Genomic DNA, 19848 nt, shown 5'->3' on the forward strand with positions numbered 1-19848 from the left:
AACAGGAGAGTTCCATGTCCGATCCCGTCGTCATCGTTTCCGTCGCTCGCACCCCGCTGGGTGGTTTCCAGGGCGACCTGTCCAGCCTCACCACGCCGCAGCTCGGCTCGATCGCGATCAAGGCCGCGGTCGAGCGTGCCGGCGTCGCGCCCGCGCAGGTGCAGGAAGTGATCATGGGCTGCGTGCTGCCCGCCGGTCTCGGCCAGGCGCCTGCCCGCCAGGCCGCGCTCGGCGCCGGCCTGCCGCTGTCGGCCGGCTGCACCACGATCAACAAGGTGTGCGGCTCGGGCATGAAGGCCACCATGCTGGCGCACGACCTCATCCTCGCCGGCAGCAACGAGGTCATGGTCGCCGGTGGCATGGAGTCGATGTCCAACGCCCCCTACCTGCTGCCCAAGGCGCGTGCCGGCTATCGCCTCGGCCACGGCCAGATGTTCGACCACATGTTCCTCGACGGCCTGGAAGACAGCTACTCCAAGGAGAACAAGGGCCGCCTCATGGGCACCTTCGCCGAGGATTGCGCCGGCCACTTCAACTTCACCCGCCAGGCCCAGGACGAGTTCGCGATCGCCTCGACCACGCGCGCGCAGGCCGCGATCAACAACGGCGACTTCAGCTGGGAGGTGGTGCCGGTCACCGTGGCCAGCCGCAAGGGCGACGTGGTGGTCGACAAGGACGAGCAGCCGCTGAAGGCGCAGATCGACAAGATCCCCTCGCTCAAGCCGGCGTTCAAGAAGGACGGTACCGTTACGCCGGCCAACTCGAGCTCCATCTCGGACGGCGCCGCCGCGCTGGTGCTGATGCGCAAGTCCACCGCCGAGAAGCTCGGCGTGAAGCCGGTCGCGACCATCATCGGCCACGCCACGCATGCGCAGGAACCGGCGCTGTTTACCACCGCGCCGGTGGGCGCGATGCAGAAAGTGCTGGCCAAGGCCGGCTGGAGCACCGAGCAGGTCGACCTGTGGGAGATCAACGAGGCCTTCGCGGTCGTCACCATGGCGGCGATGCACGAGATGAAGCTGCCGCACGACAAGGTCAACGTGAACGGCGGCGCCTGCGCGCTCGGCCACCCGATCGGCGCTTCGGGCGCGCGCATCCTGGTCTCGCTGATCGGCGCGCTGCGCAAGCGCGGCCTCAAGCGCGGCGTGGCCAGCCTGTGCATCGGCGGCGGCGAAGCCACCGCGATGGCGATCGAGGTCGATTCGTCGGTGGCCTGCGGCTGAATCGGATCAAGCGCTGCGGCCGCTCGCGAGACGACTCTGCCAGGACCCGCGTTTCGTTAGGGGCGACCCGCCGGGGCGCCCCTACGACGTGCAGCGCCACACCAGCAAGGATTTCTACAAGGACAGCAGTGCAATGATTCTCACCCAGGAACAGGAACTCATCCGCGACTCCATGCGTGCCTTCGCGCAGGAGCGCCTGGCCCCCTTCGCTGCCGAATGGGACCGTAACCACACCTTCCCGCGCGAGGCGCTGAATGAGCTCGCCGAACTCGGCGCGCTCGGCATGGTGGTGCCCGAGGAATGGGGCGGCGCCGGCATGGACTACATGAGCCTGGTGCTCACGCTGGAAGAGATCGCCGCCGGCGACGGCGCCACCTCGACCATCGTCAGCGTGCAGAACTCGCTGCCCTGCGGCATCCTCAACCGCTTCGGCAGCGACGCGCAGAAGGAGGCGTGGTTGAAGCCGCTCGCCCGCGGCGAGAAGCTCGGCTGCTTCTGTCTGACCGAGCCGCATGTGGGCTCGGACGCTTCGGCGATCCGCACCAGCGCGGTCCGCGACGGCAACGAGTGGGTGTTGAACGGCGTCAAGCAGTTCATCACCACCGGCAAGCACGCCGATGTTGCCATCGTGTTCGCGGTGACCGACAAGGCCGCCGGCAAGAAGGGCATCACCTGCTTCCTGGTGCCGGCCAATGCGCCCGGCTACCAGGTGGGCCGCATCGAGGAGAAGATGGGGCAGAAGGCCTCCGACACCACCCAGATCCTCTTCGAGGATTGCCGCATCCCCGCGGATTCGGTGGTCGGCAAGGAAGGCGAGGGCTACAGGATCGCGCTGTCGAACCTCGAGGCCGGCCGTATCGGCATCGCCGCGCAGTGTCTCGGCATGGCGCGTGCGGCGCTGGAGGCTGCGGTCAAGTACGCCCAGGAGCGTGAGAGCTTCGGCAAGCCGATCTTCGAGCACCAGGCGGTCAATTTCCGCCTCGCCGACATGGCCACGCAACTGGAGGCTGCGCGCCAGCTCGTGTGGCACGCCGCCAGCCTGAAGGACGCGGGCCGCCCCTGCCTCAAGGAGGCCTCGATGGCCAAGCTGTTCGCCTCCGAGATGGCCGAGCGCGTGTGCTCGGACGCCATCCAGGTGCACGGCGGCTATGGCTACGTCACCGACTTCCCGGTCGAGCGCATCTACCGCGACGTGCGCGTGTGCCAGATCTACGAAGGCGCCAGCGACATCCAGAAGCTGGTGATCGGGCGCGCGCTGGCGGGCTGACCCTCGGCCGCCATTTGCCGCGGGCGCAGCGAGGCCGGCCTTTCCTGCTAGGGGAGGCCGGCCTCGCCCCGTTTGCGCTGACTCCTCGCCATGGTCACCGGCACCGGCAATACGCGCACGGTCATCGGCCTGATGTGCAGCCGGCTCAAGGCCGAGCACGTCCGCCGCACCCGACTCCTTCGCGCAGCGCGTTGCCCAGGCCGAGGCGCGCATCGGCTCGACGTGCGCCTCGGCGACAGGCTGCAGGCGGTGCTCGAGTTCAGGTTGTCGAGGTTGCGAAGCAGGCTGCATTGCGGGGAAACCGGGGGCAAGTCGCCATTCCGCAAAAATTCTCATTTCGGCAGTGACAGCGTCGGTTTCCTTGCCTACTCTTCCGTGAGGCGCCAACCCTCGGGGCGCGGCATACGGAGGTTGTCATGGCTGATCCATTTCTGGGCGAGATCCGGGCCTTCGCCGGCAATTTCGCTCCCCTCGGGTGGGCGCTGTGTCAGGGGCAGCTTCTGCCCATCGCCCAGAACGACGCCTTGTTCGCGCTGATCGGGACGACCTATGGCGGTGACGGGCAAACCACCTTTGCGCTGCCCAACCTCGCGGGCCGCATCCCCATCCATCAGGGTGCGGGGCCCGGCCTGACCCCGCGGGCGCTAGGGGAGGCGGGCGGCAGCGAAACCGTCGCCCTCGGCGTCCCGCAACTCCCCAGTCACAGCCACGTTGCGATTGGCGCCAACTCGGGTGCGGACAGAATCGGGCCGGCCGCCGCCTACTGGTCCACCGATCCAGGGGGCAACACCGGTGCGTACAGCACAACGGCCGGCAGCCAGATGGCGACCGGCGCGATCGGCGCTGCCGGCGGCGGACAGGCCCACGCCAACATGCAGCCCTTCCTCGTGCTCAACTACATCATCGCGCTGGAAGGCATCTTCCCGTCGCAAAGCTGAGCACAATCCGTCCAGTACCCTGAAGCGCATCCGAAAGGAGAGATGTCGATGAGCGATCCCTACATCGGAGAAATCCGATCGTTCGGCTTCAACTTCGCGCCGCGCGGTTGGGCCCAATGCAACGGGCAACTGCTTCCCATCGCGCAGAACACCGCGCTGTTTTCCATACTCGGTACCATGTACGGTGGCGACGGAAGGACGAATTTTGCGCTGCCCAATCTGTCGGGAGCGGTCGCGATGGGCAGTGGCCAGGGCAGTGGTCTCACGCCGCGTAGCCAAGGCGAGCGCGGTGGTTCGGAGTCCGTGACCCTGACGCTGGGCGAGATGCCGGTCCACGGCCACGCGGCCAATGCCAATCCGGCGAACGGCAATCAACCCGGCCCGGGCGGCAACTTTTGGGCGCAGGACCTGGGTGGAAGCAAGGACTACGCTGACGCTGGCACGGTGGCGATGGCGCCCGGGGCGATCGGGATTGCCGGGGAGGGGCAGCCTCACTCCAACGTCCAGCCCTTCCAGGTGCTCAACTTCTGCATTGCACTGCAAGGGATTTATCCGCCGAGGGGCTAGCAAGATCTGCCTGCGTGCGCCCGATGGGCGGCTTGGCCCGCCAAGCATTCAACACACACTGGAGCCGCGGTTCGGCTTGGTGATCAGTGAGGAGGCAAGTTCATGAGTGAACCTTTCGTCGGCGAGATCCGGCCCTTCGGCTTTGGCCATGCGCCCAGGGGTTGGGCGACCTGCGACGGTCAATTGCTGCCGATCAACCAGAATCAGGCGCTGTTTGCGCTGCTGGGCACGATGTACGGTGGCGACGGGCGAACCACCTTCGCGCTGCCGGATCTGCGAGGCAGAGCCGCGATGCACATCGCTCAAGCCCATCCGCAGGGGCAATCGGCCGGCACCGAGACCGTCAGCCTCACTGTCGCCCAAGTGCCCCAGCACAGCCATGCAGCCATGGCCAGCGCGGCGCCGGGCACCCAGTCGAGCCCGGCCGGAAAGGTCTGGGCCCAGGACTCCAGCGGGAATGTGATCTTCAGCAGTGCGGGAAATGCACCACTGGCCGCCGGGGCGATCGGCCCCGCGGGGGCGGGCCAGGCACACGCGAATATGCAGCCCTATCTCGCCGTGAACTACTGCATCGCGCTGCAGGGCATCTTCCCGTCCCGCGACTAGCCGGGATGGACGGCGAAGCGAGACCACTGTCCGCCGCTGCGCTCCGCGCAAGCCGGGGGGTGGCGCTGCGGGCCGAATGCGGGAACGACGAAGCCTTCGTCTTCACGCTTTTTGTCGAAGCGCGTGCGCCCGGTTTCGCGAATATCCCTCTCGAGCCGGCTCAACGGGATGCGCTGCTCCGCCAGCAATTCACGTTGCAGACAACGCAATATCGGCGCAGTTTTCCAGCGGCATCGTTCAGTATCGTCGAGTGGGGTGCCGCGTCCATCGGTCGCCTGTACGTCGACCGGTCGGCGCCGAGCATGCACGTGATCGACGTGGCGCTGCTGCGGGCGTGGCAGGGGCGCGGCATTGGCAGCCGCCTGCTGGGTGAGTTGCAGGAGGAAGCCCGCGTGGCCGGCCGCGCGGTTAGCCTGCATGTCGAGCGCGAGAGTCCCGCGCAATCTCTTTACCTGCGGCTGGGGTTCCGTGTGCTCCGTGACAAAGGGGTCTATCTGGAAATGGAATGGCGGCCTGCCCCGGGGGGGCGGGCCGCCTGAATCTGCCCGCCGCGGTCGGTGGGCCGCCCCTACTGCGCTCGTCTGCGACGCGTGGCGGCGAAACCCGCCAATGCCATCGACAGCAAGGCACCGGTTGCCGGCTCTGGCACGTTGTTCGTCGGTGGCTGTGCGGTGGTCGTGATCCTCAGGGTCGAGAAATCGAGCGCTGCGCCGTTGAACGCGGTCTCACCGAACAGGCCCAGGCCCGGGCCCTGCAGCGCAAGGGCGAAGGTGGCCGTCCCGGTTCCGAGCGTGGCGAAAACGGAACTCGGTAGCGTAAGCGTATAGACGTCGTATTCCGATCGCGCCCCGCCACTGGCTTCGAACAGCGTGCTCATCGCGCTGGTCAGGTCGAAGCCATTCAGCGTGAAGGCTGCGACCTGATTCCCCGGCGCGGCGGACTCATGGTCGTAGATGCCGAGCGTCAGACTCGCGCCGAGGATGGTGGGCTGCGATCCGTAGGACGCGAAAGTCCAGCTTGTCGAGAAGTTGCTCGCGGTGTCGGCGCCGCTGAACACGCCGTCGAACGGTGCCGATTCGTTGCCCCCCGCCGTCAGGAAATCGGCCGTACCAGGCGTGCTGCCGTTGGTGAAGTCTTGCTCGCCTAACGTCAGCAGCACATCCGCTGCCGCGGCCTGCGATACCAAGGCAAGCGCAGCGGGTGCCAGCACTTTGAAACCTGTCCAGTTTCGATTCATCGATCTCTCCTTGGGGCTTGTGGGTGAATCAGCAACGTTCAACGGGCCTCGCCGCGATTTCCACACGGACAGCGGGTTGATGCGTGTCATTAAAGACGTGGCGCCTTCCGGTAGCAAGGCAAAGTGAAGGCTAAGAAAGGGATCCCGACAGCACCGTCCTTTCTGGTGAGTCGCGCCGTTCGGGGCTGCGGCGTTCGGTGGCAGTCCAGCCATCCAGCCGAGCGTCCACCTGGCGGATGTGATCCGTGCAACACGCAGCGAGGCTGATTTCGTGAGAACATCCGCGACAAGGGCATTGGATGAATCGCAGGGGCCGCCCGCGGGTGGCGGCTCCGGTGCGCTGGAATGATTGAAGAACGATCTGCGAGGCGAGTGTCATGGAAGCCGTGTCCTCTGGAATGAATCCGGTCTCCCGCGAAGTCATGCGACCGACCGATCCGCGTCAGGTCGCGAGCGCCGAGCGCGAGCAGCAGGGCGCGCGTGCGCAGGACGCAGCGCGCGACCCTTCTGCGCGCCAGGTCGCGCAGCCGAGCGCGGTGGTCACGCTGAGCGCGGCCGCGCGTGGCGAGGGCGTGGTGCAGCCGCCTGCGCAGGGCGGCTCGGTCGAGGCACGTGCGATCGAGCAGGCGCGTGCTGCGGCAGCCAACGGCGACCTGCGGAGCAACTACTCCGCGCAACGTGCGCTCGCGTCCTACGAGGCGATGTCGCAGGTGGGCGCCAACAATGCTGCCGCGCGCCCGAGCCAGCCTGAGCAACCGACGGCGCCGGGCCAGCGCGAGCCGGGCGTGTTGCGTACCTGAGTCCCCGCAGCGGTGCTCAAGCCCGCTGAGGGCCGGCCATCATGTCCATACAAGGTCTCGGATCCTCCGCCTCCACGGCCTCCTGGGTCGGCGCGCAGCTCTCGCGCGAGCAGGCACGGCGAAGTGCCGAACAGCTCGAGGCCAAGGCGGCCGCGCTCTCCGCGGAGGCTGCGAGCGCGCGTGACGAGGCGGACACTGCCCAACGTCGCGCCGACGAACTTCAGACCCAGGCGGGGCAGGCACGCACCCGCGCGGAAATCGGCAAGCAAGCGGTAGCCTCGGTGCGCGGCATGGACCGTGTGGCGCAGACCTTATCGGCGGCGGTCGGCCGGGTCGCCGATGCGGCCGAGGCGGGCCCTTCCCAGGGGCTTGGGCTGCAGGAATCCGGCCGGATCTCCGCGCCCACAGCATCCTCTGACCTGTACACCCCCGCGGCCGGTGTCCGGCCTGCGCTGAGCGTCCAGCCCGGGCAGGTCGTCGATCTGAAGGTGTGACCTGCGTCCGGCGGGTGGGCGTTGCCGGGTTCTGGCCTCAGGTTTCGTCCCGCTTCGCGGCGAACTCCGCCGCCAGCTCCGGATATTCCTGCCTGAGTGTGTCCCCGTCTTGCCGCCACGCCGCGCAGCCGCCGACGAAGCCGACCGCGCGGCGGTCGGTCCATTTTCGTGGGTCCGGCTCGGCGGCGAACTGGCGGGCGATCAGCGTCGGCCAGATCGCCTGGGTGTAGGTGTTGCCGACCTGCACGAGCAGGTCGGTGAGGTGGGTGCAGCCCTCCACCCCGCCCACGCGCTCACGCACCTCGCGCATGAAGCCCGCGCCGATCTGCAGCCCGATCAGGCGGCGGTAGGCGGCCTGGCTTTCCGGACAGGCCGCCCAGGGCACGGTCTGCATCCGCGCGGCGACGTCGTGGATCACGGCGTCGTCATCGATCAGCACGGCGATCGTGATGTCGTGGAGGGATTGCCCCGGGCGCACCATCGGACGAGAGCGGAAGGGCATGTCCTCGCCCTTCTCGTCGATCACCGTCGCCTCGATTTCCCACAGCCCGTCGCGGCGCCGAAAGGCCTCGCACACGATGCGGCGCGTGTGCACCCGTTTCCGTTCGCTGTTTCCCAGCATGTCGTCCGCCCTCTGATCCGTTCCGCCTTCGTGGCCCGCGCGCCGTGGCGCCTATACTGCCGTGGCTGGGAGGTGGACGATAACAAGAGAGCGAGGAGGCTGAAAGATGGATATCGAACAATTCATGCAAGGGTACAAGAAGGCCTGGGAGGAACGCGACGAGGCGCAGTTCTGCGCCCTGTTCGCGGAGGATGGCGAATACCACAACACCCCCTTTGCGGTGCAGCGCGGACATGCGCAACTCGCCGCCTACTGGCAGCGCGTGAAGCTGCAGGAGGACGTGCAGGTGCGCTACGAGATCCTCGCCACCTCGCCCGCCGGCGGCATCGCGCACTGGCACGTCACCTACCAGGTGGCCTCGGAGGAGTTGTTCCGGATCTGGGCGCAATCCACCGGCACCAACCTGGTCGCGCGCAAGCCGGGCGACCCGCTGCCGCGCATGGTGCTCGACGGCGTGTTGAAGGCGGAGTTCGGCAGTGGCGTGTGCACGCGCTGTGCCATCTGGTGGCACAGCATGCCGGAACCGGTGTAAGGGCTGCAGGGGTGTGCGCGGACCGGGGCGCCCCGAGTCGCTGATCCGGGCGTGCGGCGTGGTGCTGTGGTGTCGACCTGCACCCGTCCCGCCGCGGGGGGTGCGGGATCCCGGCCGGGTCATCAGCGCTGGAAGAGTGTCGCGATTCCCGCCACGAGCAGGTAGCCGGCGGCAGTGAGGACGATGGCGAATTTCATCGTTGCGCAGACGGTGATCCATCGCGCCAGCGGTTCGCTCGCACCGTGGTCGATCATGCGCAGCGTGGCCAGATTCTCGATCGCGTCGAGCGGTATCGCCGCAAGTGCGAGCCAGGCGACGAAGATCCCGATCGTCGGCAGAGGGTTGCCTCGCGCCTCGGCCAGCATCGCGCAGGCGAGCGAGAGTACCGCCGGGTAGACCAGCAGGAAGAGGAAGTCCCAGCGGGTCTGCGAGCGCAAGAGATCCTCCAGGCCGCGCCAGGCGACGAGGAGATGCGCGGCGCGGGCCGCCGATCCAGCGAACTGGAGCGCCATGATGCCACCCTCGCCCCTGGCCTTGATGAACTCGTCCAAGCTTGCGATGCGTCCGAACAACAAGAGCGCAGAAAGGGCGAGCAGCACGGCCAACAGCAGCCAGCGTTGCGGCCAGGTCAGGAAGGCGAGTAAGGGCGCGTTCATTGTGGGGGCCTGGGGGCCTGATACGCTCATTCTAGACCCGCCGGCGCGCAGTCCGCGGCGGCCTCCCGGCCGGGGGAACGTGGTGGGGGCGTGAGGACAGGGGGCCGCGCGAGCGGTCGGGCAGCGAGGCTAGAATGCGGCCTCCACTGCATCCCCGTTGCCGCCATGCACAAGACGCTCACCGCCTTCTCCGCCGCAAAGACGCAACCGAGCTTCGACTTCCCCCGCCTCGAGCGCCTGGTCGCGGGCAATCCGCAGCGCGCGACGTGGGCCCACTTCGAGCGCGACGGCATGTCCGCCGGGCTGTGGGGCTGCGAGCCGGGCGCGTGGCGGATCGCCTTCGCCGACGACACCGACGAGTTCTTCCATGTGCTCTCTGGACGCATCCGCATCACCGACGAGGGCGGTCTCGCACGCGAGTTCGGGCCGGGCGAGGCGTGCGTGATCCCGGCGGGCTTCAACGGGGTGTTCGAGGTGCTGGAGACGGTGGCGAAGCACTACGTGTTCGTGAAGCGTGGCGAGATGGGTTGAGGGGCGCGATCGGGCGGACGCCTTGCCCGTGGCGGGTGCAGCGTCTAGGCTGCAGAAGCCACCCGGAGGTCGCTGCCATGCCCGCAAGATTCTGTTCGCTCGTTCTTGGCCTCTGCGTCGCTTCGGCGGTCTTCGCGCAGGCGCGCCCACCCGTCCCGAACGTGGTGCTCGATCACATGGACGAGCTCGACCGGCGCTGCGTCGCCGCTGGCGGTCGCGCCGGGGCAGGGCGTTTCGTCGTGGCGCAGGATTTCACGGGCGATGGCCGGCTCGACTATCTGCTCTCCGAGGGCGATTACGACTGCCTCGGCCGGCCGGGTCTGTTCCGCCCGGGGGGCGTAGGGCGGGTGGATATCTTCGTCGTCGATGCGCGCAACGCGGCGCGCCGCGTCTATTCCGATCGGCTCGTCGGCTATCGGGTGCTCGCCGGCAAGCCGGCCAAGGTGCAGATCGCCCGCCAGGGGGCAGCCTGCGGTGCAGGCAGCAACCCCCGCACGCAGTGTGCCGCGCAACTGGCGTGGAACGGGCATGGCTTTGGTGAAGCGGTCGCGGTCAGTGATGCGGGGGCGGCACCATCCGCGGCCGCGCCTGTGCCGGCGGCGCCAGGTGTCGGCGCAGCGGCGGGTTCCCCGCCCGCGCCCCTGGTGGTGCCGCCCGCGGCGCGTTCGCGCTTCCTGGCCGGATGCCGCCAGGCCTATGTTTCGCGCAGTGCGGATGCTGCACGCTGGGCCGACGAGCAATGTGTGGCGGACTGGGGCAAGGTCACCGAGAGTGCGGAGGCGACCGATGCACTGCTGGCCGCCCTGCCGGCCTCGGCGGGTGAAGCGGTGCCGCTGGCGAGTCTGCGCCAGCGCCTGGCCGGCGTGCGCTGGGCGGCCAGGCCCCGCTCACGCGAGCTGTCGGCGAGCGGTCGCCTGGGCAAGTTCGAGGTCTCGGTGACCGGCTCACCCGCCGCGAAGACCTTGGGAATGAGCTGGATGGAGGTCGGCGCCGAGCCACCCTACGACATCGTCGGTGCAATGCGCGTGCGCGGCGTCACGCTCACCGAGATCGCTTGCGAGGAATTCGGCGCCGGCGAGTGGCAACGGGTGTTCTCGGGCAGCGCGCCGGGACGGGCACCGTTCCGGCTCGAGCTCGGACAGCGCATCGCACCCTTCGCGAATTCCAGTTCCTATTACGCTGCGACGATCGACCTCTCGGGGCGGCCGCCTGCGCCAGCGGTGTCGAAGTCGGCGTGCTCCAACCCGAGCAACCTGATCTAGGCCGTGGATGAAAGGCGTCCGCTAGCAGGCGGGCTCTGCGTTTGACCGGTACGCGCTTGGCGCGACCCCCGTCCACTCCCGGAACGCGCGCGCGAAGCTCTTCTCGCTGTCGAAGCCGACGGCGGCTGCGATCTGCTTCACCGGTCTGGCGCTCTGCAGCAACAGCTTCACCGCATGCTCCCGCCGCGCCGCGTTCTTCAGGCGCTGCAGCGACACGCCTTCTTCCTTGAGCTGTCGGTGCAGGGTGCGCACCGACAGGTTGAGCTGTGCGGCAACCTCCTCGGCGGTGTGGGCGGCGGCGGGGTTGGCGGCGAGCAATTGCGCGACGCCATGCACCAGCAGGCGGTCGCGGCGATACTGCAGCACGGTGAGCGGCAGCGCACGCTGCAGCATGGCCTGCAGCGCCTTCTCGTCGCGGCGCACCGGCAGGGCGAGGTAGCGCGCGTCGAAGCGGATGCAGGCGGCCGCGGCGGAGAAACGCGCCGGGCCGGCGAAGAGGTAGGCGTAGGCGTCGGCGTGCGCCGGGGCAGGGAAGGGGAAGGCGGCCTCGCCGAGCGCGATGCGCGAATCGACCAGCCAGCAGGCGTAGCCGAGCAGGTAGCGCAGCGTGCTGACGAGGCAGAACTCGCGCAGCTCGCCGAGTCCGGCGTGCTCGGCGACGTGGATCGTAGCCATGCCGCCGCGTTGCGCGAGCTCGAAGACGATGTCCTCGGTCAGCAGGCGGTGGTGACGGCACCAGCGCTTGAGCGCCACCTCCAGCGTCGGCGAGGTCAGTGAGGCGCGGCAGAGCATGCCGTAGCTGCCCCAGGGCAGGCGGCGCGAGAACCAGCCCAGCGCCTCGTCGTCGAGCTCCTGCATCGCCACGCCCGAGAGCAGCTCCATCTGCGCGGCGGTGACATGTGCGGCCGGATCTTCCAGCAGCGCGGGCGGGATCTGCGCCTGCGCCAGCGCGCTGGCCGGATCCATGCCCCGCAGCCGATACCCGGCAACGATCGCACGGATGAAGGCGATCGGCGTGGCGGCGCGGCCGCGGGTGAGTTCGGCGGGCGAGGGGGCGAGGATCTTCATGTGCCGGAATGCTAGCCGGCGTGGCACGAATTGCAACCTCGATGGCACTCGCCGCGCGAGCGGCCCGGTTAATCTCGCCCCATCCGCGGGCATGCGCCGTCCATAATGGATTTTCCGCGCACCGCCCCACGCGCCAGGACAACCTCGAGAAGGAGACACCCCATGAACGTGCCCAGCCTGAACTTCAACCTCGGCGAGACCATCGACGCCCTGCGCGACACCCTGCAGGCCTTCTGCGCCGCCGAGATCGCCCCGCGCGCGGCCGAGATCGACCGCGTCAACGAGTTCCCCGCCGACCTGTGGAAGAAGCTCGGCGACCTCGGCGTGCATGGCATGACGGTGAGCGAGGAGTACGGCGGCACCGACATGGGCTACCTGGCGCACATCGTGGCGATGGAGGAGATCTCGCGCGCGTCCGCCTCGGTGGGCCTCTCGTACGGCGCGCACTCCAACCTGTGCATCAACCAGATCCGCCGCAACGGTACCGAGGCGCAGAAGCAGAAGTACCTGCCCAAACTGATCTCGGGCGATCACGTGGGCGCGCTGGCGATGTCCGAACCCAACGCCGGCTCCGACGTGGTGAGCATGAAGCTGCGCGCCGACCGCAAGGGTGACCGCTTCATCCTCAACGGCAGCAAGATGTGGATCACCAACGGCGGCGACGCCGACACCCTGGTGGTCTATGCCAAGACCGACATCGCCGCCGGCCCCAAGGGCATCACCGCCTTCATCATCGAGAAGGGCATGAAGGGGTTCAGCCACGGCACCCACCTCGACAAGCTCGGCATGCGCGGCTCCAACACCTTCCCGCTGTTCTTCGACGACGTCGAGGTGCCGGCGGAGAACGTGCTCGGCGGCGAGGCCAACATCGGTCGCGGCGTGCAGGTGCTGATGAGCGGCCTGGACTACGAGCGCGCGGTGCTCTCCGGCGGCCCGCTCGGCATCATGGCGGCGTGCATGGACGTGGTGGTGCCCTACCTGCACGAGCGCAAGCAGTTCGACACCCCGATCGGCGAATTCCAGCTCATGCAGGGCAAGGTCGCCGACCTGTACTCCACCTGGAGCGCCTGCCGCGCCTATGCCTACGCCGTGGGCCAGGCCTGCGACCGCACCGACCATGCGCGCACGCTGCGCAAGGACGCTGCCGGTGTGATCCTGTACACCGCCGAGAAGGCCACCTGGATGGCCGGCGAGGCGATCCAGACCCTCGGCGGCGTGGGCTACACCAACGAATATGCCACCGGCCGCCTGTGGCGCGACGCCAAGCTGTACGAGATCGGCGCCGGTACCAGCGAGATCCGCCGCATGCTGATCGGCCGCGAACTCTTCTCCGAGACCCGTTGAGCGGAGCCACCCCCATGAGCGTGATCAAATCCGGCATCAACACCCGCAGCGCCGACTTCCAGGCCAACGCCAGCGCCATGCGCGGCCTGGTCGATGACCTGCGCGCCAAGGCCGCCGAGGTCAGCCTCGGCGGCGGCGAGGCGGCGCGCGCCAAGCACACCGCGCGCGGCAAGCTGCTCCCGCGCGACCGCGTCGGCCACCTGCTCGACCCCGGCACGGCCTTCCTCGAGATCGGCCAGATGGCGGCCTACGGCATGTACGACAACGACGCGCCGAGCGCCGGCGTGATCGCCGGCATCGGCCGCGTGCAGGGCCTCGAATGCATGATCGTGGCCAACGACGCCACCGTGAAGGGCGGCAGCTATTTCCCGATGACGGTGAAGAAGCATCTGCGCGCGCAGGAGATCGCCCAGGCCAACCGCCTGCCCTGCATCTACCTCGTCGACTCGGGCGGCGCCAACCTGCCGACGCAGGACGAGGTCTTCCCCGACCGCGACCACTTCGGCCGCATCTTCTTCAACCAGGCCAACATGTCCGCCCAGGGCATCCCGCAGATCGCGGTGGTGATGGGCTCGTGCACCGCCGGCGGCGCCTACGTGCCGGCGATGTCGGACGAGGCGGTGATCGTCAAGAACCAGGGCACGATCTTCCTCGGCGGTCCGCCGCTGGTGAAGGCGGCCACCGGCGAGGTGGTGAGCGCCGAGGACCTCGGCGGCGGTGACGTGCACACGCGCATCTCGGGCGTGGCCGACTACCTCGCCGAGAACGACAGCCACGCGCTCCACATTGCGCGCCGCATCGTCTCCAACCTCAACCAGCGCAAGGAGGTCGAACTGGCGCTCGCCGACAGCGAGGAACCCGCCTACGACCCCGAGGAGATCTACGGCATCATCCCTGCCGACCCGCGCAAGCCCTACGACGTGCGCGAGGTCATCGCGCGCGTCGTCGACGGCTCGCGTTTCGACGAGTTCAAGCCGCGCTACGGCACCACCCTGGTCACCGGCTTCGCCCGCCTCTACGGCTACCCGGTGGGCATCGTCGCCAACAACGGCATCCTGTTCGGCGAGTCGGCGCAGAAGGGCGCGCACTTCGTCGAGCTGTGCGGCCAGCGCGGCATCCCGCTGCTGTTCCTGCAGAACATCACCGGCTTCATGGTCGGGCGCAAGTACGAGAACGGCGGCATCGCCAAGGACGGCGCCAAGATGGTCACCGCGGTCGCCACCGTGCAGGTGCCGAAGATCACCATGATCATGGGCGGCAGCTTCGGTGCCGGCAACTACGGCATGTGCGGCCGCGCCTACTCGCCGCGCTTCCTGTGGATGTGGCCGAACGCGCGCGTCAGCGTGATGGGCGGCGAGCAGGCCGCGAGCGTGCTCTCCACGGTGCGCCGCGACGGCATCGAGGCCAGGGGCGGCACCTGGAGCAAGGAAGACGAAGAAGCCTTCAAGGCGCCGATCCGCGAGCAGTACGAGGTGCAGGGTCATCCCTACTACGCCACCGCCCGCCTGTGGGACGACGGCGTGATCGACCCCGCGCAGTCGCGCCGCGTGCTCGGCCTGTCGCTGTCGGCCACGCTCAACGCGCCGATCCCGCAGACGAAGTTCGGTGTGTTCCGGATGTAAGGGGGCGAGATGAGCTACGAGACCCTGGAGATCGTGCGCGCAGCCGGCGTGGCGACGATCTGGATGAATCGCCCGGACGTGCACAACGCCTTCAACGCGCAACTGATCGCCGACCTCACGACGGCCTGCATCGAACTGGATGCCGACGAGGCGGTGCGCGCGGTGGTGCTGGCCGGGCGGGGAAAAAGCTTCTCGGCCGGCGCCGACCTCAATTGGATGAAGGCTGCCGGCGAGGCGAGCGAGGCGGAGAACTTCGCCGACGCGATGCGGCTTGCCGGCATGCTGCGCACCCTGGCCGAGATGAACAAGCCCACGATCGCGCGCGTGCACGGCGCGGCGCTGGGCGGCGGCATGGGCCTGGCGAGCGCCTGCGACATCTGCATCGCCGGGGACAAGGCGGTGTTCGCGACCTCCGAGGTCAAGTTCGGGATCATCCCGTCGGCGATCAGCCCCTACGTGATCCGCGCCATCGGTGAGCGTCAGGCCACCCGCTACTTCCAGACCGCCGAGCGCATCGGCGCGGCGCGCGCGGCCGAACTCGGCCTGGCGCACGAGGCGGTGGCGAGCGAGGAACTGGACGCCAAGGTGAAGGAGGTCGTCGAGGCCCTGCTGCAGGGCGGTCCGAAGTCGCAGGCCGCGGCCAAGGACCTGATCCGCGCGGTGGCCAACCGGCCGCTGAGCGATGCGTTGGTGGAAGACACCGCGCGCCGCATCGCCAGCCTGCGCGCCACGCCCGAGGCCAAGGAAGGCCTGGCGGCGTTTCTCGACAAGCGCCCCGCGGCGTGGATCGCGCAGGCTTGAGCGGCCGACGTGCCGAACCGACACAAGACACGCTGGAGACGAAATGTTCGACAAGATCCTGATTGCCAACCGCGGGGAAATCGCCTGCCGCGTCATCAAGACCGCCCGCCGCATGGGCATCAAGACCGTCGCGGTGTATTCCGAGGCCGACGCCAATGCCCGCCACGTGCGCCTGGCCGACGAGGCGGTGCTGATCGGCCCGGCGGCGGCGCGCGAGAGCTACCTGGTGATCGACAAGATCATCGCTGCCGCGAAGCAGACCGGTGCCCAGGCCATCCACCCCGGCTACGGCTTCCTGTCCGAGAACGAGGATTTCTGCCACGCCTGCGAGCGCGAAGGCATCGTCTTCATCGGCCCGCCGGTGTCGGCGATCCGCGCCATGGGCTCGAAGTCCGAGGCCAAGAAGCTGATGGAGGCGGCCGGCGTGCCGCTGACGCCCGGCTACCACGGCGACGACCAGGACCCGGCCTGGCTGCACCAGCAGGCCGACGCCATCGGCTACCCGGTGCTGATCAAGGCTGCGGCCGGCGGCGGCGGCAAGGGCATGCGCCTGGTCGACAGGTCGGAGGACTTCATCGATCTGCTCGCCTCCTGCAAGCGCGAGGCGATCTCCAGCTTCGGCGACGACCACGTGCTGGTCGAGAAGTACATCACCAAGCCGCGCCACATCGAGATCCAGGTCTTCGGCGACACCCACGGCAACGTGGTGTACCTGTTCGAGCGCGACTGCTCGGTGCAGCGCCGCCACCAGAAGGTGCTCGAAGAAGCCCCCGCGCCCGGCATGACGCTCGAGCGCCGCGCCGCGATGGGCAAGGCCGCGGTCGATGCGGCCAAGGCGGTGGGCTATGTCGGCGCGGGCACGGTGGAGTTCATCGCCAACCAGGACGGTTCCTTCTACTTCATGGAGATGAACACCCGCCTGCAGGTCGAGCACCCGGTCACCGAGATGATCACCGGGCTGGACCTCGTCGAGTGGCAGCTGCGCGTCGCCTCGGGCGAGAAGCTGCCGCTGGCGCAGGAGCAACTGCAGATCCGCGGCCATGCGCTGGAAGCGCGCATCTACGCCGAAGACCCGGCCAAGGGCTTCCTGCCCTCGACCGGCAAGCTGGTGCATCTGGCGCCGCCGGCCGAGAGCCTGCACGTGCGCGTCGACACCGGCGTCGAGGAGGGCGACGAGATCAGCCCGCACTACGACCCGATGATCGCCAAGCTGATCGTGTGGGACATCAACCGCGACCGCGCGCTCGCCCGCATGCTGCAGGCCCTCGCCGACTACCGGGTGGTGGGCGTGGCCAACAACATCGAGTTCCTGTCGCGCCTCACGGCCTGTCCGGCCTTCGCCGGCGCCGACCTCGACACCGGGCTCATCGAGCGCGAGAAGGCCTACCTGTTTCCAGCCGACGAGGCCGTGCCGGCCGAGGTCCTGCAGATCGCCGCGCTTGCCGAGCTGCTGCGCGACGCCGCCTTCGCCGACCGCCGCGCGGCGCGCGGCGCCGATCCGGCCTCGCCCTGGCATGCCCGCGACGGCTGGCGCATGAACGCCACCGCCTGCCGCAGCCTGCTGTTCCGCCACGGCGAGAGCGAGCGCGCGGTCGAGGTGGCCTACCTGCCCGGCGCCTGGCGGCTGACGGTGGGCAGCAGCAGCGTGGTCGCGCGCGGCGAGCTCAACCCGCGCGGCCTGCTGCGGGTCGAGCTCGACGGCACCCGCATGGACGCCACCGTGATCGCCGCCGCCGGCCGTCGCCACGTCTTCGCCAGGGGCCGCGCCTGGCAACTGGCCGCGGTCGACCCGCTGCACCACGGTGGCGAGGGCGGTGGCGCCGAGGGCGGGCTGATGGCGCCGATGCCGGGCAAGGTGATCGCGCTGGTCGCCGCAGAGGGGGCGAAGGTGGAGAAGGGCGCGCCGCTGCTGATCCTGGAGGCGATGAAGATGGAGCACACCATCACCGCGCCGGCGGCCGGCACGGTCAAGGCCTTCCGCTTCGGCGTCGGCGACCAGGTCGGCGACGGTGCCGAGCTGGTGGAGTTCGAAGCCGCGGCGGTTTGAGGCCAACGCCGTGGCGGGGCGCCTGCGCCTGTTCGGCGCGGTCGCGGGTGCCCGGCGGCAATCGCGACTGGCGTCGCTCCCACATGGCCCCCGAGGCGCGGCGGTTTTCCGCAGGAGGCGTCCAAGCATGCCGCAGGGCGCACCGGCGCCACGCCTGTGCCGCGCAGCCGCCCGATCGCGACTTGCGTCGCTCGTACGGGAAGCGCCGGGCATCTGGCGCTTCCTGCCCACCTGCGATGGGGTGCGTCGGCGATGCCGGAAAACCGCGCGCGTGTGGGGCTCCCCGCCCGCTTGCGATGGGGTGGGTCGGTGATGACGGAAACCGTGCGCGCGTCTGGGGCGCCGTGTAGGAGCGACGCAAGTCGCGAATGAAGCGGTTCCGTGGTGGCGCGGGCACGGGATGGACAGGATTGCGAGCGCGACATGCCGCGCGACGACAAGAACAGGAGAGAGGACGACACGATGAGCAGCACTGCGAGCTATGTGCACGGCGCTTCCGCCAAACCCCTGATCGGCCAGACCATCGGCCGCTTCTTCGACGAGGCCTGCGCCCGCCACGCCGGCCGCGAGGCGCTGGTGGTGCGTCACCAGGACGTGCGCCTGACCTACGCGCAGCTCAAGAGCAAGGTCGACGCGCTCGCCTGCGGCCTGATGCGCCTCGGCCTGGAACCGGGCGAGCGCATCGGCATCTGGTCGCAGAACAACATGGAGTGGGCGCTGACCCAGTTCGCCAGCGCCAAGGCCGGCCTGGTGCTGGTGAACATCAACCCCGCCTACCGCCGCTCCGAGCTCGAATACGCGCTCGAGAAGGTCGGTTGCCGCGCGCTGATCCTGTCGCCCGCCTTCAAGACCAGCAACTACCTCGAGATGATCGCCGACCTTGCGCCCGAGCTCGGCCATTGCGAGCCCGGCCTGCTGCGCAGCCACCGCCTGCCCAGCCTGGAGATGGTGATCCGCATGGGCGCAGAGAAGTCGCCCGGCATGATGAGCTTCGACGACTTGCTGCGCGCGCCCAGCCGCGAGGAACTGACCGCGCTCGCCGTGCTGTCCGAGAAGCTGCAGTTCGACGACCCGATCAACATCCAGTTCACCTCCGGCACCACCGGCCACCCCAAGGGTGCGACCCTGTCGCACCACAACATCCTCAACAACGGCTTCTTCGTCGGCGAGGCGATCAAGCTGATGCCCGGCGACCGGCTGTGCATCCCGGTCCCGCTCTATCACTGCTTCGGCATGGTGATGGGTAACCTCGGCTGCCTGACCCACGGCGCCACCATGGTCTATCCGGGCGAGGCCTTCGAGCCCCTGGCGGTGCTGGAGACCGTGGCCCAGGAAAAATGCACCGGCCTCTACGGCGTGCCCACCATGTTCATCGCCGCGCTCGATCATCCGCGCTTCGCGGAGTTCGACCTTTCCAGCCTGCGCACCGGCATCATGGCCGGCAGCCCGTGTCCGATCGAGGTCATGAAGCGGGTGATCGGCAAGATGAACATGTCCGAGGTGACCATCGCCTACGGCATGACGGAGACCTCGCCGGTGAGCTTCCAGAGCGGCACCGACGACCCCATCGACCGCCGCGTATCCACCGTGGGCCGCATCCAGCCCCATCTCGAGGTGAAGATCGTCGACAACGAGGGCCGCATCGTGCCGCGCGGCCAGTCCGGCGAGTTGTGCACCCGAGGCTATTCGGTGATGCTCGGTTACTGGGACGACGAGGCCAGGACGAAGGAGGCGATCGACGCCGGCGGATGGATGCACACCGGCGACCTCGCGGTGATCGACGACGAGGGCTACTGCAACATCGTCGGCCGCATCAAGGACATGGTGATCCGCGGCGGCGAGAACATCTATCCGCGCGAGATCGAGGAGTTCCTCTACGCCCACCCCAAGGTGCTCGACGTGCAGGTGGTCGGCATCCCCGACCAGAAGTTCGGCGAGGAGCTGTGCGCCTGGATCATCCCGCGCGAGGGCGAGCGCCTCACCGAGGACGAGGTGCGCGAGTATTGCAAGGGCCAGATCGCCCACTACAAGATCCCGCGCTACATCCGCTTCGTCGACAGCTTCCCGATGACGGTGACCGGCAAGATCCAGAAGTTCCTGATCCGCCAGAGGATGAAGGAAGAGCTCGGGCTCGACGAGGCGAAGACCGCCTGATCGCGGGTCTGTCGTGCTCGCGTGTTCTTGTCGGCGTGGCGGCATCGGCCAAGACGGCTGATCGCTGCTCCTGCAGC

20 protein-coding genes are annotated in these 19848 nt (G+C 68.7%); 16 read left to right on the forward strand and 4 right to left on the reverse strand.

The genetic code is table 11. The annotated features are described in order from the left end of the window. Positions 1 to 14: 14 nt before the first annotated feature. From TMZ1T_RS03565 to TMZ1T_RS03590, 6 genes are all read left to right on the forward strand, one after another. Positions 15 to 1223: an acetyl-CoA C-acetyltransferase gene (locus TMZ1T_RS03565; protein ID WP_004312070.1), complete on the forward strand. Its 1209-nt coding sequence runs from the start codon at positions 15 to 17 to the stop codon at positions 1221 to 1223. Between the two features lie 133 nt (positions 1224 to 1356). Beyond that, positions 1357 to 2490 (forward strand): acyl-CoA dehydrogenase, encoded by a 1134-nt coding sequence (locus TMZ1T_RS03570; RefSeq protein WP_004312069.1) that lies wholly within the window; start codon positions 1357 to 1359, stop codon positions 2488 to 2490. A gap of 416 nt (positions 2491 to 2906) precedes the next feature. Beyond that, complete coding sequence (locus tag TMZ1T_RS03575; protein ID WP_012584605.1) at positions 2907 to 3428, forward strand: phage tail protein; 522 nt, start codon at positions 2907 to 2909, stop codon at positions 3426 to 3428. A 48-nt stretch (positions 3429 to 3476) separates the two neighbouring features. After that, on the forward strand, positions 3477 to 3995 hold the full coding sequence (locus TMZ1T_RS03580; RefSeq protein WP_012584606.1) for a phage tail protein: 519 nt from the start codon (positions 3477 to 3479) through the stop codon (positions 3993 to 3995). A 102-nt stretch (positions 3996 to 4097) separates the two neighbouring features. Beyond that, positions 4098 to 4601, forward strand: a complete 504-nt coding sequence (locus TMZ1T_RS03585) for a phage tail protein (protein ID WP_012584607.1) — start codon at positions 4098 to 4100, stop codon at positions 4599 to 4601. Positions 4602 to 4606: 5 nt separating this feature from the next. Then, positions 4607 to 5140, forward strand: coding sequence for a GNAT family N-acetyltransferase (locus tag TMZ1T_RS03590; protein WP_012584608.1), 534 nt, complete (start codon positions 4607 to 4609; stop codon positions 5138 to 5140). A 29-nt stretch (positions 5141 to 5169) separates the two neighbouring features. Here TMZ1T_RS03590 and TMZ1T_RS03595 read toward each other — a convergent pair whose 3' ends face one another. Next, on the reverse strand, positions 5170 to 5838 hold the full coding sequence (locus TMZ1T_RS03595) for a PEP-CTERM sorting domain-containing protein (RefSeq protein WP_012584609.1): 669 nt from the start codon (positions 5836 to 5838) through the stop codon (positions 5170 to 5172). 398 nt (positions 5839 to 6236) lie between these two features. Here TMZ1T_RS03595 and TMZ1T_RS03600 point away from each other — a divergent pair, with 398 nt between their 5' ends. Then, positions 6237 to 6638: a hypothetical protein gene (locus TMZ1T_RS03600; protein WP_187283024.1), complete on the forward strand. Its 402-nt coding sequence runs from the start codon at positions 6237 to 6239 to the stop codon at positions 6636 to 6638. Positions 6639 to 6679: 41 nt separating this feature from the next. Beyond that, a complete protein-coding gene (locus tag TMZ1T_RS03605; protein ID WP_012584611.1) occupies positions 6680 to 7132 on the forward strand; it encodes a hypothetical protein in 453 nt (150 codons plus the stop codon). A 37-nt stretch (positions 7133 to 7169) separates the two neighbouring features. On the opposite strand, the gene TMZ1T_RS03610 is transcribed toward TMZ1T_RS03605, so the two are convergent. After that, positions 7170 to 7754: a DUF2889 domain-containing protein gene (locus tag TMZ1T_RS03610; protein ID WP_012584612.1), complete on the reverse strand. Its 585-nt coding sequence runs from the start codon at positions 7752 to 7754 to the stop codon at positions 7170 to 7172. Positions 7755 to 7860: 106 nt separating this feature from the next. Here TMZ1T_RS03610 and TMZ1T_RS03615 point away from each other — a divergent pair, with 106 nt between their 5' ends. Further along, a complete protein-coding gene (locus tag TMZ1T_RS03615) occupies positions 7861 to 8286 on the forward strand; it encodes a nuclear transport factor 2 family protein (RefSeq protein ID WP_012584613.1) in 426 nt (141 codons plus the stop codon). Positions 8287 to 8408: 122 nt separating this feature from the next. Here the strand turns inward: TMZ1T_RS03615 and TMZ1T_RS03620 are convergent, their stop codons facing one another. Then, a complete protein-coding gene (locus TMZ1T_RS03620; protein WP_261789194.1) occupies positions 8409 to 8885 on the reverse strand; it encodes a hypothetical protein in 477 nt (158 codons plus the stop codon). Between the two features lie 222 nt (positions 8886 to 9107). Between TMZ1T_RS03620 and TMZ1T_RS03625 the strand changes: the two genes are divergently transcribed. Next, a complete protein-coding gene (locus tag TMZ1T_RS03625) occupies positions 9108 to 9473 on the forward strand; it encodes a cupin domain-containing protein (protein WP_004312062.1) in 366 nt (121 codons plus the stop codon). 77 nt (positions 9474 to 9550) lie between these two features. Further along, positions 9551 to 10735 carry a hypothetical protein gene (locus TMZ1T_RS03630; RefSeq protein ID WP_012584615.1) on the forward strand — a complete coding sequence of 395 codons (1185 nt, stop codon included), beginning with the start codon at positions 9551 to 9553 and terminating at the stop codon, positions 10733 to 10735. Positions 10736 to 10756: 21 nt separating this feature from the next. Here TMZ1T_RS03630 and TMZ1T_RS03635 read toward each other — a convergent pair whose 3' ends face one another. Next, positions 10757 to 11803, reverse strand: coding sequence for an AraC family transcriptional regulator (locus TMZ1T_RS03635; RefSeq protein ID WP_012584616.1), 1047 nt, complete (start codon positions 11801 to 11803; stop codon positions 10757 to 10759). A gap of 162 nt (positions 11804 to 11965) precedes the next feature. Between TMZ1T_RS03635 and TMZ1T_RS03640 the strand changes: the two genes are divergently transcribed. The 5 genes from TMZ1T_RS03640 to TMZ1T_RS03660 all read left to right on the forward strand — a co-directional run bounded on the left by TMZ1T_RS03640 (position 11966) and on the right by TMZ1T_RS03660 (position 19771). After that, positions 11966 to 13147: an isovaleryl-CoA dehydrogenase gene (locus TMZ1T_RS03640; protein ID WP_012584617.1), complete on the forward strand. Its 1182-nt coding sequence runs from the start codon at positions 11966 to 11968 to the stop codon at positions 13145 to 13147. 14 nt (positions 13148 to 13161) lie between these two features. Then, entirely contained in the window at positions 13162 to 14769 is a 1608-nt protein-coding gene (locus tag TMZ1T_RS03645) for a carboxyl transferase domain-containing protein (protein WP_012584618.1), read from the forward strand. A 9-nt stretch (positions 14770 to 14778) separates the two neighbouring features. Further along, positions 14779 to 15570, forward strand: a complete 792-nt coding sequence (locus tag TMZ1T_RS03650) for an enoyl-CoA hydratase/isomerase family protein (RefSeq protein ID WP_004315431.1) — start codon at positions 14779 to 14781, stop codon at positions 15568 to 15570. Positions 15571 to 15613: 43 nt separating this feature from the next. Continuing rightward, the gene (locus TMZ1T_RS03655) at positions 15614 to 17617 is read left to right on the forward strand and encodes an acetyl/propionyl/methylcrotonyl-CoA carboxylase subunit alpha (RefSeq protein WP_012584619.1); all 2004 of its coding nucleotides are present in this window, start codon (positions 15614 to 15616) and stop codon (positions 17615 to 17617) included. 462 nt (positions 17618 to 18079) lie between these two features. Continuing rightward, positions 18080 to 19771, forward strand: coding sequence for an AMP-binding protein (locus TMZ1T_RS03660; protein ID WP_040829322.1), 1692 nt, complete (start codon positions 18080 to 18082; stop codon positions 19769 to 19771). Positions 19772 to 19848: the final 77 nt, after the last annotated feature.

It is taken from the genome of Thauera aminoaromatica, assembly GCF_000021765.1.
In the GTDB taxonomy this organism is placed as follows: domain Bacteria; phylum Pseudomonadota; class Gammaproteobacteria; order Burkholderiales; family Rhodocyclaceae; genus Thauera; species Thauera aminoaromatica.

What these genes read in the sequence shown, in the direction of transcription:
- TMZ1T_RS03565 (WP_004312070.1), top strand. Translation starts at nt 15, where the DNA reads ATGTCCGATCCCGTCGTCATCGTTTCCGTCGCTCGCACCCCGCTGGGT.
- TMZ1T_RS03570 (WP_004312069.1), top strand. Translation starts at nt 1,357, where the DNA reads ATGATTCTCACCCAGGAACAGGAACTCATCCGCGACTCCATGCGTGCC.
- TMZ1T_RS03575 (WP_012584605.1), top strand. Translation starts at nt 2,907, where the DNA reads ATGGCTGATCCATTTCTGGGCGAGATCCGGGCCTTCGCCGGCAATTTC.
- TMZ1T_RS03580 (WP_012584606.1), top strand. Translation starts at nt 3,477, where the DNA reads ATGAGCGATCCCTACATCGGAGAAATCCGATCGTTCGGCTTCAACTTC.
- TMZ1T_RS03585 (WP_012584607.1), top strand. Translation starts at nt 4,098, where the DNA reads ATGAGTGAACCTTTCGTCGGCGAGATCCGGCCCTTCGGCTTTGGCCAT.
- TMZ1T_RS03590 (WP_012584608.1), top strand. Translation starts at nt 4,607, where the DNA reads ATGGACGGCGAAGCGAGACCACTGTCCGCCGCTGCGCTCCGCGCAAGC.
- TMZ1T_RS03595 (WP_012584609.1), bottom strand. Translation starts at nt 5,838, where the DNA reads ATGAATCGAAACTGGACAGGTTTCAAAGTGCTGGCACCCGCTGCGCTT.
- TMZ1T_RS03600 (WP_187283024.1), top strand. Translation starts at nt 6,237, where the DNA reads ATGAATCCGGTCTCCCGCGAAGTCATGCGACCGACCGATCCGCGTCAG.
- TMZ1T_RS03605 (WP_012584611.1), top strand. Translation starts at nt 6,680, where the DNA reads ATGTCCATACAAGGTCTCGGATCCTCCGCCTCCACGGCCTCCTGGGTC.
- TMZ1T_RS03610 (WP_012584612.1), bottom strand. Translation starts at nt 7,754, where the DNA reads ATGCTGGGAAACAGCGAACGGAAACGGGTGCACACGCGCCGCATCGTG.
- TMZ1T_RS03615 (WP_012584613.1), top strand. Translation starts at nt 7,861, where the DNA reads ATGGATATCGAACAATTCATGCAAGGGTACAAGAAGGCCTGGGAGGAA.
- TMZ1T_RS03625 (WP_004312062.1), top strand. Translation starts at nt 9,108, where the DNA reads ATGCACAAGACGCTCACCGCCTTCTCCGCCGCAAAGACGCAACCGAGC.
- TMZ1T_RS03630 (WP_012584615.1), top strand. Translation starts at nt 9,551, where the DNA reads ATGCCCGCAAGATTCTGTTCGCTCGTTCTTGGCCTCTGCGTCGCTTCG.
- TMZ1T_RS03635 (WP_012584616.1), bottom strand. Translation starts at nt 11,803, where the DNA reads ATGAAGATCCTCGCCCCCTCGCCCGCCGAACTCACCCGCGGCCGCGCC.
- TMZ1T_RS03640 (WP_012584617.1), top strand. Translation starts at nt 11,966, where the DNA reads ATGAACGTGCCCAGCCTGAACTTCAACCTCGGCGAGACCATCGACGCC.
- TMZ1T_RS03645 (WP_012584618.1), top strand. Translation starts at nt 13,162, where the DNA reads ATGAGCGTGATCAAATCCGGCATCAACACCCGCAGCGCCGACTTCCAG.
- TMZ1T_RS03650 (WP_004315431.1), top strand. Translation starts at nt 14,779, where the DNA reads ATGAGCTACGAGACCCTGGAGATCGTGCGCGCAGCCGGCGTGGCGACG.
- TMZ1T_RS03655 (WP_012584619.1), top strand. Translation starts at nt 15,614, where the DNA reads ATGTTCGACAAGATCCTGATTGCCAACCGCGGGGAAATCGCCTGCCGC.
- TMZ1T_RS03660 (WP_040829322.1), top strand. Translation starts at nt 18,080, where the DNA reads ATGAGCAGCACTGCGAGCTATGTGCACGGCGCTTCCGCCAAACCCCTG.